The organism is Bacillus vallismortis (assembly GCF_040784915.1).
GTDB classification, from domain to species: domain Bacteria; phylum Bacillota; class Bacilli; order Bacillales; family Bacillaceae; genus Bacillus; species Bacillus subtilis_G.
In genome coordinates this window covers 2,065,341-2,078,867 of sequence record NZ_CP160797.1, presented here as the reverse complement: position 1 = coordinate 2,078,867, position 13,527 = coordinate 2,065,341, and the positions used below count along the sequence as shown (strand labels likewise).

The window sequence follows — 13,527 nt, the reverse complement described above, 5'->3', positions numbered from 1 at the left end:
GAAACGAGAACGTATGTTTGTTTATTATATATAAAGCAGCAGACCTTCGCAAATCGAACGGCCGAAACCCAGCTGGACAAGGTGTTCAAAAAAAGCTGTTCAAGCTTTATTGTATCTGTTTCACCGTAATACGCAAACAATATCTTAAAATTAAAAAGCAAAAATCCTTGAATTCACAAGGATTTTTGCGGTTCTGCATCTATTTTGTTACTGCGTGCGCCACTTTTATACACAGATCCATGATAACCGTTCTGTCTTTTTCCTTTAGCATCTTGTAAGCTTCTTCGTTGACCAGCCCTTGCTGTGCCCAAAATACCGGAGCATCTGTCTCCAAAAACTCTTCCGCAACGCCTGGCAGCTGTTCAGAGCGCCGGAATACATTGACAATGTCAACTGGGCCGTCAATCTCTTTTAAAGATGAAACGGCTTTGACACCCAGAGCTTCATCAATTGTAGGATTGACGGGAATGATATCATAGCCCGCATCCTGCATCGCTTTTGAAACCATATGTGACGTTCTATCCGGCCGGTCCGAAAGCCCCACTACCGCTATTCGCTTGCTTCTATCAAGAATCTCTTTCAATTCCGCTTTGGAAGGGTTTTGCATTCTGTACCACTCCTTTTTCATCTATTTTACACGATCAAAATTAAAGAAATCAAAATATGGTGCACATTTGTGTGGATGTGTAAGCAAACTTTACAAAAAACTTGTCATCAGATCATGACATCTCATGTTAAAATAGAAAGAAGGGACTTTGAAAAAGGAGAAATGTAGATGTTTATTGCTTTATTGATTATTTTGGCCTACCTGATAGGCAGCATTCCATCTGGCTTAATTGTGGGCAAGCTTGCCAAGGGAATTGATATTCGGGAACACGGAAGCGGCAACCTAGGCGCAACCAACGCGTTCCGTACGCTGGGCGTAAAAGCTGGTTCCGTCGTCATAGCCGGAGATATTTTGAAAGGGACGCTGGCAACTGCATTGCCTTATCTCATGCATGTTGATATTCATCCGCTTCTTATTGGAGTCTTTGCAGTTTTAGGCCATGTGTTTCCTATATTCGCCAAATTTAAAGGCGGTAAAGCCGTGGCAACGTCTGGAGGCGTTTTGCTATTTTACGCACCTCTGTTATTTATCACGATGATCGCGGTATTTTTCATCTTTTTATACTTGACTAAATTTGTTTCCCTGTCATCAATGTTAACAGGGATCTATACTGTTATATATAGTCTCTTTGTCCATGATAGGTATTTATTGATTGTTGTTGCCCTGCTCACTATTTTTGTGATATACAGACACCGGGCAAACATTAAACGAATTATCAATAAAACAGAACCTAAAGTGAAATGGTTATAAACGTAAAAACCTTCTCTTTTGACACAGAATAGCCTAATACGTTTATAATAGAGAAAATTCAAATGAAGTACAAAGGGGTGTTCTGTTATGAATATGACAATTAACGAAGACGCACTGAACTGGTATAAAGAAGAGCTGGATTTAGAAAGCGGAGATCAGGTTCGCTTTTTCGTCCGCTACGGCGGCTGTAGCAACGTTCAAAAGGGATTTTCCCTCGGTGTTGCGAAAGATGCCCCGCAAGAGGCTGGAGCCACTGCAGAAGCCGGCGGCATTACCTTCTTTATTGAAGAAAGTGATCTATGGTACTTCGATAACCATGACCTTCTAGTCAGCTATTCAGAGGATGCTGATGAACCTGTTTTTGAATATCAATAAAAAAGGAACGCACGTTATGTGCGTTCCTTTTTTTACAAATGAAATCTTTTAAGATGATCGGTCAGGTTCTCTTGTTCCAAAATATATTTTTGTGTCTTACCCAGGAGATCAAAGTGAGGAAATTCACTTTTCTTATGTATCCATTCTTTTTTTAAACCGTACGCCGCTCCCCATTGAATCAGTTTATCAATATCTGCACAGCCGGCTTTTGTCACGGTCTTTGCTTCTGGAAACCGGTCATCCAGCCAGTAATGGGTTAAAAATGCAATGTCTCCTCTTTTCACTGCTTGTTTCCACCGGTTGAGTTCTTCCCGTTTCACTCCAAACGCCATATCTCGTTCACTTCCCTATTTTTTGGCCTTTTCATACGCTGCGTGCCAATCAGGGAAAGCTTTGCGGAACTGAATAGGCTTAAAGCTTTCTTTATCAACACAAATATGAGATGAGGTGGCTTCGATGGAAAGCTCGCCGGCCGGATTATAAATATGATAACCATAGACGGTTTTAAAGCCGTTGTAGTCCTCTATCCATGTATGCACAACCGCGGTTTCTCCATAATGAAGCGGCTTTTTATAGGATATATTGATATCAACGACTGGTGAGAGGACGCCTCTCTTTTCCATATCACTGTATAAAAAGCCTAAATCCTTTATGAGGGCCGTTCTGCCGACCTCCATCCACACAAGATAATTTGCGTGATAGACAATCCCCATTTGATCTGTCTCTGCATAACGCACTTCTATTTCTTTTTTTGATACCTGCAAAATTATTCTGCTCCCTTAACGTCAATTTAGCCCCATTTTACCATAATCAAATCAGAAAGAAAAAAACCAGGTTTCCCTGGTTTTTAAGAGCGGTATCCGTTTTGTCTCGCTTCGGATTCGTCTTGAATTTCATTGCGAAACGCTTCGATACTCTGTTCGCGTCTAGCATTTTTTTCTTTGATGTGCTGCTTATCTTCTCCTGAAGCAAACTCCATTGATGCTTCTGCTTCTTCCATGTTTTCAATTGTATTTTGAACCATATCCTGCAGCTTTTCTACGTTATCAGAACGATCATCAGGATTAGGGTGCTGGTATTGTTTATGGTTATTTGTCATTTGGATGGACCTCCTAGAAATATACTCAATTTTGCGCTACTCACCTTTTGTCTGCATGATGATCGGCTGCTGTCCGGACTTATCCTGCATTTTTTCCCCTTTATTGGCTCTATATTTTACAGGCTTCGTACCCAAGTGGCTTGGAGCAAATTGAGGCTGACCGTTTTTCTTGTTGTTTCCCATGTCTATCCCTCCTCAATAGATAGGATTCTCAAAAGGAGGGGTAAACATGAATACAAATTAAAGGTTATTTTTGCTTAAATCGCTGTTCAAGCTTTTCCTCAAGCTGATTTAAATACTCTGTATTGGTCATCAGCTCTTTTTTATTTTCCATGACGAGCTCATGAAAAGAACGTTTTCTCATCTTCTTCACTCTTCTCACCTCCGCATATTCATTTATTTTTTCCAATTCTGAAAATTTGTAAGCATTCAGAACATAAAAAAACTGAATCTAATCAAGATCCAGTTTTTGTTCCATTTCTTTTTTTGTCATGGTGCCGATATGTATATCTTGAATAACGCCTTTTTCATCTAAGATATACGTCGTTGGATATGACATCACGTTATAGTCAGCATTGATCCCTTTTTTATCAATCAGGATAGGAAACGTTAATTCATACGTATCAGCAAACGCCTGAACCTGTTTCACACTTTTCTCAGCTGAAGTGAAATTAACAGCAACAACCGCAAGTTCGTCTGCGTATTCTTTTTGCAGTTGTTCCATCGCTGGCATTTCCTGCCGGCACGGTTTACACCAAGTTGCCCAAAAATTGAGGAGGACTTTTTTGCCTTTTGTGTCTTGTAAGGAACTTTTCTCTCCCGATAGCGTTTTCAAAGTGAATTCTGGAGCTTGCTGTCCCTCTTCTATTCCCACTTCTTTTTTGGTGTATGTTTGATACAAATTCCATCCCATATAGCTGGCAAGCATAATAAGCAGGATCCTTGCGAGCCATTTTTTCATCATATGCCACCTCCGCAGCACACTTTGTCATAAAAAGAAGAGAAAGCGAAATGCCTTCTCTTCCTATTGATTCATCAGGACTGCTTCATTTTATCGCGAAGCACCATTTGCAGGATGCCGCCATGGCGATAGTAATCAATTTCAACTTCACTATCGAAGCGGACAAGTGCTTCAAATGTTTTTACATTTCCGTCTTCATCAATTGCTCTTACTGTAACGATATCACGAGGGCGTACGCTTTCATCAACATCTACCTCGATCACTTCTTTACCGGTTAAGCCGAGTGTTTCCGCATTTTCACCTTGTTTAAATTGAAGCGGCAGCACACCCATAAATACAAGGTTGCTTCTGTGAATTCTCTCAAAGCTCTCAGCAATGACCGTTCTGATGCCGAGAAGGTTTGTTCCTTTTGCAGCCCAGTCACGTGAAGATCCCATACCGTAGTCTTTTCCAGCTAATACAACAAGGCCGGTTTTATCTTCTTTATATTTCATGCACGCATCATAGATTGATGTTACTTCACCAGTCGGCCAGTACGTTGTAAATCCGCCTTCTGTACCCGGCGCGATTTGGTTTTTGATGCGGATGTTGGCAAATGTTCCTCTCATCATGACTTCATGGTTTCCGCGGCGGGAGCCGTAGGAGTTAAAGTCACGAGGAGAAACCCCTTTCTCTTGCAAGTACTTACCGGCAGGCGTGTCTTTTCCGATTGCTCCTGCAGGAGAAATATGGTCCGTTGTGACTGAATCGCCGAATTTACCGACAACACGCAAACCTTTGAGTGGTTCAACCTTGCCTGGTTCAACAGACATTTCTTCGAAGAATGGCGGATTCTGAATGTAGGTTGACTCATTATCCCATTTATATAACGCTTCATCTGTCGTTTCAATCTCGTTCCAGCGCTTGTTGTCGTCAAATACCGTTTCATACTCTTTGCGGAAGAGCTCAGGCGTAACAGTTTGCTTAACAAGTGAATTAATTTCATCCATCGACGGCCAAATATCGTTAAAGTAAACGTTTTGACCATCTTTGCCTACACCGATCGGATCGGTTTTCAGGTTAATGTTCACCGTTCCAGCCAGCGCGTATGCCACAACAAGCGGCGGTGAAGCAAGATAGTTGCCTTTAACAAGCGGGTGAATACGTCCTTCAAAGTTACGGTTTCCGGAAAGGACAGACGTAATCAGCAGATCATTTTTCGCAACCGCTTCTTCGATTTCTGGTGAAAGCGGTCCTGAGTTTCCGATACATGTTGTACATCCGTACCCAACGAGGTTAAAACCAAGCTCTTTCATGTATGGAAGAAGGCCAGAATTCACAAGATATCCTGTGACGACTTTAGAACCCGGTGCAAGTGACGTTTTCACGTAATTAGGCACCTCAAGTCCTAATTCAACCGCTTTTTTCGCTACGAGTCCGGCACCGATCAGAACGTACGGGTTCGATGTATTCGTACAGCTTGTAATCGCAGCAATGGCTATCGCACCCGTTTTCATCACTGTTTCTTCGCCATTAAGGAGTTTAAAATTAATTTCTTTATCTTCTTCTTCAGCATTTAAACCGAATCCTTGGTTACCCGCAGGGCTGACTAAATGTTTTTTGAACGTTTCCTGCATAGCAGAAAGCGGGATTAAATCCTGAGGGCGTTTTGGACCTGATAAGTTTGCTTCAATTTGGGTCAAGTCAATTTCAACCACATCAGTAAATTGAGGGTCTTCAACATCAGGAGTGTAGAACAAGCCATTGCTTCTGCAGTATGCTTCGACAACATCAATATGTTCAGGATCACGGCCTGTCAGACGCATGTAGTTGAGCGCTTCTTCATCCACTGGGAAGAATCCGCATGTAGCGCCGTACTCCGGAGCCATGTTCGCAATTGTTGCACGGTCCGCAAGCGGCAATTCAGCAATTCCCGGTCCGAAGAATTCAACAAACTTGCCCACAACGCCTTTTTCACGTAGCACCTGAGTCACTTTTAACGCCAAGTCAGTAGCGGTTGTTCCGTTCGGAAGCTTGCCGACAAGTTTCGCGCCGATTACCTCAGGAACAGGGAAATAAGAAGGCTGTCCAAGCATTCCTGCTTCAGCTTCAATTCCGCCGACACCCCATCCGAGAACACCGATTCCGTTAATCATTGTTGTATGTGAATCTGTTCCGACAAGCGTATCAGGATACGTGACAAGCTCGCCGTCTTCTTCAATGGCATGGACGACACTTGCCAGGAACTCAAGGTTTACTTGGTGCACGATACCTGTTGCAGGCGGCACTGCCTGATAGTTATTAAACGCTTTCTTTGCCCAGCTCAAAAATTTATAGCGCTCGGCATTTCTTTCGAATTCCAAGTCCATATTAATAGCTAACGCATCTTCTGTGCCTGCTTTATCAACCTGAACAGAGTGGTCGATAACGAGATCAACAGGAATTTCAGGATTAATTTTATCAGGATCTCCGCCGACAGCTGCCATAGCTTTACGCAGTGAAGCAAGGTCTACTACTGCCGGAACCCCTGTGAAATCTTGTAAAATAACACGAGATGGTTTGAACGGAACATCGATTTCCTTTAATTCGGCAGTTCCCCATTTTGCCAAATTTTCCACATGCTCTTGTTTGATCACGAATCCGTCAACTTGACGCAATACTGATTCTAAAAGAACTTTGATGGAATAAGGAAGCTTCGAAACCTTCCCGACCCCTGCATCTTCCAATGCTTTTAAAGAGTAGTAATGATAAGTTTTCCCATTTGTAGTAAACGTTTTTCTCGCTTGGAAAACGTCTTTTGCTGCAGTTTTTTGCTCGTTTGCCATTCTCCAAAATCCCCCTTCAGATCAGATCATTCTCAGATGAACATAAATCCCATCACAATTTTCTCACAATTTCATATTAAAGCAAAATCATACATAAGTAAATATCAATGTTTTTATTAAATACAATAAGTTCGGCTTATCAGACAAACGTACCGGTAATTATTGCTGTTTATGATCTTTCATAGAACGAAACAAAAGAAGCCATATTATGATGGAGGTGATAATGATGGTCAAACGAAAAGCGAATCACGTCATTAACGGCATGAATGACGCAAAAAGCCAAGGCAAAGGCGCAGGTTATATCGAAAACGACCAGCTTGTACTGACTGAAGCGGAACGCCAAAATAATAAAAAAAGAAAAACCAATCAATAACATCGAACTCTTTTAAGGAGGTTCTCATTTTATGACCAATAAAAATACTAGTAAAGATATGCATAAAAACGCCCCTAAAGGACACAACCCGGGCCAGCCGGAGCCTCTCAGCGGAAGCAAAAAAGTGAAAAACCGGAACCACACAAGACAAAAGCACAATTCAAGCCACGATATGTAAGAAAAGCAGACCTTAGTGTCTGTTTTTTTATGCGTTCACCCATTTCTGATCCGCCGCATATGATGTCAAGCAAGGTTGATATGTGGAGGAATGCTTCCATGACCCATTCTAAACGTAATGACGCTAATGATTTCGATGGTATGGATGAATGGCTTCGGCAATTCTTTGAAGATCCCTTCGCCTGGTACGACGAAACATTGCCTATTGATTTATATGAAACAAGTCAGCAGTATATTATTGAAGCGGATCTGACTTTTTTACAGCCGACACAAGTAACGGTTACCCTGTCTGGATGCGAGTTCATCTTAACGGTTAAATCGTCAGGACAGACTTTTGAAAAACAAATGATGCTTCCTTTTTATTTAAATGACAAAACCATTCAAACCGAATGCGAAAACCAACTACTCACAGTTGCCGTCAATAAAGAAACAGAAAACGATTCTTCTTTTTCTCTTCAATTTCCTCTTAGCTAAAATGAAAAGTCACTTTCATCCCCTATTATGAAAGTGACTTTTTTCCGTCCATTTATCGTCAAATGCCCTCTAGTGATTCTCCCATGGCCAAATAGCAGATTCACTATACAATAGATTATGATCTACTATCTCTTTTGACTAGACGTCTATCACTTTTTTTCTATTCTTTTTTTACTGTGTTCTTCTAATCTCTCTTCGTATACAATATGGTTAGAATAAGGGGGAATGATTGATGCTGGAAGGCTGGTTTTTGTGGTTTATTCTGTTTTGGGTGATCACGATGATTGTCTTATTATCAATCGGCGGTTTTTTTATGTTTCGAAAGTTTTTAAAGCGTTTACCAAAAGAAGACGGCAGGTCAGAGCTGGATTGGCAGGATTACTATATCGAAAAGAGCAGGCATTTGTGGAGCAATGAAAACAAACAATTCCTTAATGAATTGGTATCTCCGGTTCCGGAGCTGTTCAGAGATGCAGCAAAAGCCAAAATCGCGGGTAAAATCGGTGAGCTTGCATTAAAAGAAAAGGTATCAAAGATTGATCAGCAGCTTATGATCAGAGGCTATATTCTCGCAACTCCTAAAAGAGACCATACCTTCTTAAAAAGACATCTCAGAGACAAAAAAATCGATCTCGAACCATATCAAACCCTTCTTAAATAAAAAACCTTTCCTGACAGGAGGAAAGGTTTTTTAATTCATTTGAATATTAGCAGACTGCAGCTCATTATGAAGTTTTCGGTATGACAAGTACATAGCGATTCTCCATGGCATAATCATACCGAACGCCAGAATCCAAAACATTCCGCTCAGTGCGCCGTAATCAATTGATGTACTCAAGATCGATTTCATCACGATTCTGATCACCAAAAGGCCGACTAATATAAATACAAATGCTTTAGAGCGTTTCATGTAAATTTCATTATTTTTAATTTCGAATTTAGACGTTTTGATTAGAAAAATAGAGAAAATCACGCCTAAAGTGAATGCTTCTAAAAACTCTGCACCAGTTACCCAAAATACCGGAAATAAAAACATTAACGCTCCCGTACTCATAAAAATCGGCGGAAGAATGATTTTTTTCGGTGAAACGGGCTTATCAGAAGATTTTATTCTGACCACCATCACAGCTACAGCCATTAACACAGCAATAATCGATGAAACTATAATCATCATATTTATCATTCCTTTGTTTCTAGGAGTGTTGATACTATATACTATACTCCAAAACAATAAAAAAAACCAATGACTTTAATGTCCCATCACGCGGCTGACAGCTTCTAGCACTTTTGTTTCCTCGAACGGTTTGACAATAAAGTCCTTTGCCCCCAGTTCAATCGCTTCTGTTACAATTCTTTGGTGCCGCATTGCGGTACACATGATGACCTTCGCTTTAGGATCGAAGGTTAGGATATCACGAAGCGCCTTAATGCCGTTTTTCACTGGCATTGTAATATCCATTGTTACGATGTCCGGCCGCAGTGTTTTATACAGGTCCGCTGCTTGCTCGCCGTCCGCCGCTTCGCCTGCGATTATGTAATTTGCCTCTTCCAAGATCTCTCTGAGTTTCACTCTCATGAACTTGGCGTCGTCTACAACTAAAACTCTTGTCATATTCCCCTCCAAAATCGATTTCCACAGATAATAGTCTTATTGTACCAAAAACAAAAGGATTAGTAGTAGTACGAAAGTAATTTGCCGTTAAAAACCAGTAAATCCTCCAAAAAGATCCGACAGTAAAATAATAATCAGGCTCATCCAATTAAAGAATAACAGCACACCAATCACAATCATCAAGATGCCGCCTGCTTTCATGATCAAAAGCTGGTTCTTTCTTATCCACTTTAGCTTTGTGATAAAAAAAGACAATAAAAGAAACGGAACAGCAAAACCGAGTACATATAACATCATGTACGGCACCGCTGAGCCTGGATTTGTGCTTGCGAGTGAGATCACAGCTGCTAATATCGGACCGGTACATGGCGTCCATCCCGCTGCAAATGCCATTCCGATTAAGATGGAACCTAAAAACCCGCTTGGTTTATGCTTAAAATGGATTCTCCGCTCTTTCATCATAGCCTCAGGCCGGAACACGCCAAGTGTAATAAAACCGAACAAAATAATAAGCAACGCGCCAATTTGCCGAATCGCATCGTGATAATCCCTAAAGAGGCTGCCAATAAAAGATGTTCCATAACCTAAAGCGATAAAAATGACTGAAAAGCCAAGCAAAAAACACAAAGTATGAAACAAACTTCTTTTCTGCAGCAGCAGCTTTTCTGTTTTCACATCATCCATGCTGACCCCTGTAATATATGACAAGAAAGCTGGGTAAAGCGGCAGGCAGCAAGGCGAAATAAAGGATAGAAATCCCGCTCCGAAAGTCAAAAAATAATTCACGTCTCCCATGTCATCATCCCTTCACGATTTGACATTCCTTCAAATGACAAAATCATTTCATTTTTTTAACACTTTCACTTGAAGGATTTCTATTTTCAGAAAAAACTTATATAATTTAATTTGACATTGAGTTATTGTACTCCTTCTCATTTGAAAATTAGTATAAATATGGATATAATATAAACAAACATTTACTTTGAAGATCTAATGTATGAAAGGATACATCCCTGTGATTAGAGAGCATCTATTAAATGAAATCGAAAAAAAAAGAGCAGAGCTGCTGCAAATTGTCATGGCGAACGGAATGACATCTCATAGTACGATAGAGCTCAGTCAGGAGCTTGACCATCTTCTCATACAATATCAAAAGCAGCGCCTTCGAGCAGTAGCGGGTGACGAATGATTGCAAAATAAAAAACCCGTATAAGGGTTTTTTATTTTATAACCATGTTTCTCTATATCATAATCTTTACGTATTATTTCGTTTGATTATTCATGGCTTTCATCATTTGATTGATTTTCTTTTGAGAAGGTTTCATTCCCATTTGCATCATCATCATGCGTAACATTTGTTCATTAATAGGCGGATTCTTTTTAAGATAGCTCATCATATATTTACGAGCAATAAAAAACCCGAGTGCAACACCTATGAGCAATGCAACAACGCCCACTAGGATGCCAACCCATAAAGTCATTTTATTTCCTCCTTCATGTTGTCTAGTTTAAAGTGTACTAAACCAAAAGCTATTATACAACATTTACATCTCTTTTTCTTCGGTTTTAGACAAAATTTCTTTCTTTCACCGGATTTAGCCAGCCGTAACGCTTCGAATTGAAATCCATAGCCAGAAAGCAAGGGCTTACTTTTCTCAACACTTCAAAGAATATCGTTTCTGCCTCGTAATTCCCCGAAGCCACAATTTCTATCATGTTCTCTTTCATCATAAACGTCGCGTGGCCTTTTGCTTTCGGTAAAGCTAATCTATAAATATAATCCACCTGCCTGTAATCCGTGTTGTGTAAATTCATTTTTAATCGCTGATGCATATGTAAAATCGGGATTGGCTGTGTAATATATTGAATCTGTTTCTCTGTCATTTCATACCGCTGCTTTGTCAGGCTTGTCCAATGATAGTCTTGAAACAGCTCAAACATAACCGATTCCCGCCCGAAATAGTGATTGGCAAATTCCTCTTTTATCAGGTACGTATAGTAGTGACGTTCCATCTTTTCATCCCCTTTTTCAGCAGCATTTCATTTGCACTCTATTATACAAAAGAAGAAAAGAAAGAATTGTCTATTACTGTTAAACAGCCAATACTATTTTTGTCGGATAAACAAGAAAAAGAGGATGATTTGACTCATCCTCTTTGAAAGACTTACTTATTGAGTAATGCTTTTACTCGGTTCACTACGTTTGGAACTGAGAAGCCGTATTCATTGATGACGGTTTCACCAGGAGCGGATGCACCGAATCGGTCTATGCCGAGCACGTCTCCTTCAAGCCCTGTGTATTTGCCCCAGCCAAATGATGAGCCCATCTCAATCGCAAGACGTTTTTTCACATCTGCAGGAAGGACGGCGTTCTTGTATTCATTTGATTGTTTGTCAAAACGGTCCATTGAAGGCATGCTGACAACAGACACATCGATATTATCTTTTGCCAATTCAGCCTGCGCTTCAATCGCAAGACCCACCTCGGAGCCTGAAGCAATGAGAAGAGCGTCAGGTGTTTCGTTTTTAGATTTAGAAACGACATATGCACCTTTTTCTACTCCTGCCAATGCTTCTTCAGCTGTTTGGTCGATCGTAGGAAGGTTTTGGCGTGTCAATACAAGCGCTGTTGGCTGTTCATTGCTTTGTACTGCAAGCTTCCATGCTGCCGCTGTCTCATTGCCGTCTGCAGGACGGATCAAGGAAAGATTAGGCATCGCACGGAGTGAAGCAAGCTGTTCAACTGGCTCGTGCGTCGGACCGTCTTCACCTACCGCAATACTGTCATGTGTGAAGACATATGTGACAGGAAGACCCATTAATGCTGCAAGGCGTATTGCCGGACGCAGGTAGTCAGAGAAGACAAAGAAAGTCCCGCCGAATACACGAAGTCCGCCATGAAGCGCCATACCATTTAAGGCTGCGCCCATCGCAAATTCACGAACACCGAACCAGAAGTTTTTGCCTGAGTAATCAGCCGCTGTAAAATCACCGGCATTTTTAATTGTCGTTTTGTTTGATCCCGCCAGGTCAGCAGATCCTCCCACAAAGAAAGGAATTTTTTCCGCAAGGCCGTTGAGAACTTCACCGGAAGATGCACGGGATGCCAGGCTGCTTCCTTTTTCATAAACAGGAACCTCTTGATCCCAGTCCTTTGGAAGCTCTCCTTTGATTCCCAGCTCAAGCTGTTCAGCGAGTTCAGGATAAACTTCTTTATATTTAGCGAATTGGGCATTCCATTCCTTTTCCTTTTTCTCGCCTGATTCTTTAACCGCTTTAGCGAAATGCTCATAAACTTCTGAAGGAACGTAAAAATCTTCTTCATATGTCCACGCGTAAGCTTCTTTTGTTAATTTGCTTTCCTCTTTACCAAGCGGCGCACCGTGAACACCCGATGTACCGGCACGGTTAGGAGAACCAAATCCAATTGTTGTTTTCACTTCAATTAATGTAGGTTTCTTTTCATTTTGGCGTGCTTTTTCGATAGCCGCTGTTAATTCTTCGATGTTGTTTCCATCTTCAACATAAAGAACTTCCCAATTCATTGCTTCAAAACGCTGTTTTGCGTTTTCAGAGAACGAACGGTCGAGATCTCCATCGAGAGAGATGTCATTAGAATCGTATAATACGATCAGACGGCCAAGCTGAAGATGGCCTGCTAGTGAAGCGGCTTCAGAAGAGATGCCTTCCATTAAATCACCATCACCGCAAATACTGTATGTATAATGATCGACCACGTTAAATGAGTCGCGGTTGTAAGTTTCCGCTAAATGGCGTTCAGCGATAGCCATTCCGACAGCCATGGCAATTCCTTGGCCAAGCGGTCCTGTTGTCGCATCAACACCGGCAGTATGTCCGAATTCCGGATGTCCAGGTGTTTTGCTGCCCCACTGGCGGAATCCCTTAAGATCTTCGATGCTAAGATCAAACCCGCTTAAATGAAGCATGCTGTATAAAAGTGCTGATCCGTGTCCAGCAGATAAAACAAAACGGTCACGGTTAAACCAGCCAGGGTTTGCCGGACTTACGTTCATAAATTTTGTCCACAGCGTGTATGCCATTGGAGCTGCCCCCATTGGCATCCCTGGGTGACCAGAATTTGCTTTTTCAATAGCGTCTATGGACAGTGTGCGAATGGTAGCAACTGATTTCTTTTCAATTGTATCCATAAAAATCCCCTTCCTTATGTGTTGTACCCTTACATCATAAATGTCTGACGACTTTTTCTCAACTGTTTCAGCTTAAATTTGAGAGAAACTTGTTGAAATTTGTCCCATGAAAGTGTTGCTATAGTA

The 13,527-nt window shown here is 41.2% G+C and carries 21 protein-coding genes; 7 read left to right on the top strand and 14 right to left on the bottom strand.

What is annotated here, in order from left to right; all coding sequences use genetic code 11:
* Positions 1-199: 199 nt before the first annotated feature.
* On the bottom strand, positions 200-607 hold the full coding sequence (locus tag ABZM97_RS10125) for a CoA-binding protein (protein ID WP_087991415.1): 408 nt from the start codon (positions 605-607) through the stop codon (positions 200-202).
* A 168-nt stretch (positions 608-775) separates the two neighbouring features.
* Between ABZM97_RS10125 and plsY the strand changes: the two genes are divergently transcribed.
* Positions 776-1,357, top strand: coding sequence for a glycerol-3-phosphate 1-O-acyltransferase PlsY (gene plsY, locus ABZM97_RS10120; protein WP_087991416.1), 582 nt, complete (start codon positions 776-778; stop codon positions 1,355-1,357).
* 87 nt (positions 1,358-1,444) lie between these two features.
* Positions 1,445-1,732 carry a HesB/YadR/YfhF family protein gene (locus ABZM97_RS10115; protein WP_087991417.1) on the top strand — a complete coding sequence of 96 codons (288 nt, stop codon included), beginning with the start codon at positions 1,445-1,447 and terminating at the stop codon, positions 1,730-1,732.
* Between the two features lie 32 nt (positions 1,733-1,764).
* Here the strand turns inward: ABZM97_RS10115 and ABZM97_RS10110 are convergent, their stop codons facing one another.
* From ABZM97_RS10110 to acnA, 7 genes are all read right to left on the bottom strand, one after another.
* Positions 1,765-2,064, bottom strand: a complete 300-nt coding sequence (locus ABZM97_RS10110; RefSeq protein WP_087991418.1) for a hypothetical protein — start codon at positions 2,062-2,064, stop codon at positions 1,765-1,767.
* Between the two features lie 15 nt (positions 2,065-2,079).
* A complete protein-coding gene (locus ABZM97_RS10105; RefSeq protein WP_087991419.1) occupies positions 2,080-2,496 on the bottom strand; it encodes a YbgC/FadM family acyl-CoA thioesterase in 417 nt (138 codons plus the stop codon).
* 83 nt (positions 2,497-2,579) lie between these two features.
* Positions 2,580-2,831, bottom strand: coding sequence for a small acid-soluble spore protein Tlp (gene tlp, locus ABZM97_RS10100; protein ID WP_087991420.1), 252 nt, complete (start codon positions 2,829-2,831; stop codon positions 2,580-2,582).
* Between the two features lie 36 nt (positions 2,832-2,867).
* A complete protein-coding gene (locus tag ABZM97_RS10095) occupies positions 2,868-3,014 on the bottom strand; it encodes an acid-soluble spore protein N (RefSeq protein WP_010328560.1) in 147 nt (48 codons plus the stop codon).
* Between the two features lie 64 nt (positions 3,015-3,078).
* Positions 3,079-3,204 (bottom strand): FbpB family small basic protein, encoded by a 126-nt coding sequence (locus ABZM97_RS10090; RefSeq protein ID WP_003244964.1) that lies wholly within the window; start codon positions 3,202-3,204, stop codon positions 3,079-3,081.
* Between the two features lie 78 nt (positions 3,205-3,282).
* Positions 3,283-3,795, bottom strand: coding sequence for a redoxin domain-containing protein (locus ABZM97_RS10085; RefSeq protein WP_087991421.1), 513 nt, complete (start codon positions 3,793-3,795; stop codon positions 3,283-3,285).
* 71 nt (positions 3,796-3,866) lie between these two features.
* Positions 3,867-6,596, bottom strand: a complete 2,730-nt coding sequence (gene acnA, locus ABZM97_RS10080) for an aconitate hydratase AcnA (protein ID WP_202327631.1) — start codon at positions 6,594-6,596, stop codon at positions 3,867-3,869.
* Positions 6,597-6,822: 226 nt separating this feature from the next.
* Between acnA and sspO the strand changes: the two genes are divergently transcribed.
* From sspO to ABZM97_RS10060, 4 genes are all read left to right on the top strand, one after another.
* On the top strand, positions 6,823-6,969 hold the full coding sequence (gene sspO / locus ABZM97_RS10075; RefSeq protein WP_003244839.1) for an acid-soluble spore protein SspO: 147 nt from the start codon (positions 6,823-6,825) through the stop codon (positions 6,967-6,969).
* Positions 6,970-7,000: 31 nt separating this feature from the next.
* Entirely contained in the window at positions 7,001-7,147 is a 147-nt protein-coding gene (locus ABZM97_RS10070) for a small acid-soluble spore protein P (RefSeq protein ID WP_003221237.1), read from the top strand.
* Between the two features lie 80 nt (positions 7,148-7,227).
* Complete coding sequence (gene cotM, locus ABZM97_RS10065) at positions 7,228-7,620, top strand: outer spore coat protein CotM (protein WP_087991450.1); 393 nt, start codon at positions 7,228-7,230, stop codon at positions 7,618-7,620.
* A gap of 232 nt (positions 7,621-7,852) precedes the next feature.
* A complete protein-coding gene (locus tag ABZM97_RS10060; RefSeq protein WP_087991423.1) occupies positions 7,853-8,281 on the top strand; it encodes a DUF2621 domain-containing protein in 429 nt (142 codons plus the stop codon).
* 30 nt (positions 8,282-8,311) lie between these two features.
* On the opposite strand, the gene ABZM97_RS10055 is transcribed toward ABZM97_RS10060, so the two are convergent.
* The 3 genes from ABZM97_RS10055 to ccdA all read right to left on the bottom strand — a co-directional run bounded on the left by ABZM97_RS10055 (position 8,312) and on the right by ccdA (position 10,027).
* Complete coding sequence (locus ABZM97_RS10055; RefSeq protein WP_087991424.1) at positions 8,312-8,803, bottom strand: CcdC family protein; 492 nt, start codon at positions 8,801-8,803, stop codon at positions 8,312-8,314.
* Positions 8,804-8,869: 66 nt separating this feature from the next.
* Entirely contained in the window at positions 8,870-9,232 is a 363-nt protein-coding gene (locus ABZM97_RS10050) for a response regulator (RefSeq protein WP_087991425.1), read from the bottom strand.
* An 87-nt stretch (positions 9,233-9,319) separates the two neighbouring features.
* Positions 9,320-10,027, bottom strand: coding sequence for a cytochrome c-type biogenesis protein CcdA (ccdA, locus tag ABZM97_RS10045; RefSeq protein ID WP_202327633.1), 708 nt, complete (start codon positions 10,025-10,027; stop codon positions 9,320-9,322).
* Between the two features lie 220 nt (positions 10,028-10,247).
* Here ccdA and ynzD point away from each other — a divergent pair, with 220 nt between their 5' ends.
* Complete coding sequence (gene ynzD / locus ABZM97_RS10040; RefSeq protein ID WP_087991451.1) at positions 10,248-10,421, top strand: aspartyl-phosphate phosphatase YnzD; 174 nt, start codon at positions 10,248-10,250, stop codon at positions 10,419-10,421.
* A gap of 73 nt (positions 10,422-10,494) precedes the next feature.
* Here the strand turns inward: ynzD and ABZM97_RS10035 are convergent, their stop codons facing one another.
* From ABZM97_RS10035 to tkt, 3 genes are all read right to left on the bottom strand, one after another.
* On the bottom strand, positions 10,495-10,713 hold the full coding sequence (locus ABZM97_RS10035; RefSeq protein WP_003221221.1) for a YneF family protein: 219 nt from the start codon (positions 10,711-10,713) through the stop codon (positions 10,495-10,497).
* An 85-nt stretch (positions 10,714-10,798) separates the two neighbouring features.
* Entirely contained in the window at positions 10,799-11,245 is a 447-nt protein-coding gene (gene sirA / locus ABZM97_RS10030) for a sporulation inhibitor of replication protein SirA (protein WP_087991427.1), read from the bottom strand.
* A 152-nt stretch (positions 11,246-11,397) separates the two neighbouring features.
* The gene (gene tkt / locus ABZM97_RS10025) at positions 11,398-13,401 is read right to left on the bottom strand and encodes a transketolase (RefSeq protein ID WP_202327634.1); all 2,004 of its coding nucleotides are present in this window, start codon (positions 13,399-13,401) and stop codon (positions 11,398-11,400) included.
* Positions 13,402-13,527 lie beyond the last annotated feature (126 nt).

What these genes read in the sequence shown, in the direction of transcription:
- ABZM97_RS10055 (WP_087991424.1), bottom strand. Translation starts at nt 8,803, where the DNA reads ATGATAAATATGATGATTATAGTTTCATCGATTATTGCTGTGTTAATG.
- sirA (WP_087991427.1), bottom strand. Translation starts at nt 11,245, where the DNA reads ATGGAACGTCACTACTATACGTACCTGATAAAAGAGGAATTTGCCAAT.
- acnA (WP_202327631.1), bottom strand. Translation starts at nt 6,596, where the DNA reads ATGGCAAACGAGCAAAAAACTGCAGCAAAAGACGTTTTCCAAGCGAGA.
- tlp (WP_087991420.1), bottom strand. Translation starts at nt 2,831, where the DNA reads ATGACAAATAACCATAAACAATACCAGCACCCTAATCCTGATGATCGT.
- ccdA (WP_202327633.1), bottom strand. Translation starts at nt 10,027, where the DNA reads ATGGGAGACGTGAATTATTTTTTGACTTTCGGAGCGGGATTTCTATCC.
- ABZM97_RS10070 (WP_003221237.1), top strand. Translation starts at nt 7,001, where the DNA reads ATGACCAATAAAAATACTAGTAAAGATATGCATAAAAACGCCCCTAAA.
- cotM (WP_087991450.1), top strand. Translation starts at nt 7,228, where the DNA reads ATGTGGAGGAATGCTTCCATGACCCATTCTAAACGTAATGACGCTAAT.
- ABZM97_RS10035 (WP_003221221.1), bottom strand. Translation starts at nt 10,713, where the DNA reads ATGACTTTATGGGTTGGCATCCTAGTGGGCGTTGTTGCATTGCTCATA.
- ABZM97_RS10050 (WP_087991425.1), bottom strand. Translation starts at nt 9,232, where the DNA reads ATGACAAGAGTTTTAGTTGTAGACGACGCCAAGTTCATGAGAGTGAAA.
- ABZM97_RS10060 (WP_087991423.1), top strand. Translation starts at nt 7,853, where the DNA reads ATGCTGGAAGGCTGGTTTTTGTGGTTTATTCTGTTTTGGGTGATCACG.
- ABZM97_RS10125 (WP_087991415.1), bottom strand. Translation starts at nt 607, where the DNA reads ATGCAAAACCCTTCCAAAGCGGAATTGAAAGAGATTCTTGATAGAAGC.
- sspO (WP_003244839.1), top strand. Translation starts at nt 6,823, where the DNA reads ATGGTCAAACGAAAAGCGAATCACGTCATTAACGGCATGAATGACGCA.
- tkt (WP_202327634.1), bottom strand. Translation starts at nt 13,401, where the DNA reads ATGGATACAATTGAAAAGAAATCAGTTGCTACCATTCGCACACTGTCC.
- ABZM97_RS10095 (WP_010328560.1), bottom strand. Translation starts at nt 3,014, where the DNA reads ATGGGAAACAACAAGAAAAACGGTCAGCCTCAATTTGCTCCAAGCCAC.
- ABZM97_RS10085 (WP_087991421.1), bottom strand. Translation starts at nt 3,795, where the DNA reads ATGATGAAAAAATGGCTCGCAAGGATCCTGCTTATTATGCTTGCCAGC.
- ABZM97_RS10115 (WP_087991417.1), top strand. Translation starts at nt 1,445, where the DNA reads ATGAATATGACAATTAACGAAGACGCACTGAACTGGTATAAAGAAGAG.
- ABZM97_RS10110 (WP_087991418.1), bottom strand. Translation starts at nt 2,064, where the DNA reads ATGGCGTTTGGAGTGAAACGGGAAGAACTCAACCGGTGGAAACAAGCA.
- plsY (WP_087991416.1), top strand. Translation starts at nt 776, where the DNA reads ATGTTTATTGCTTTATTGATTATTTTGGCCTACCTGATAGGCAGCATT.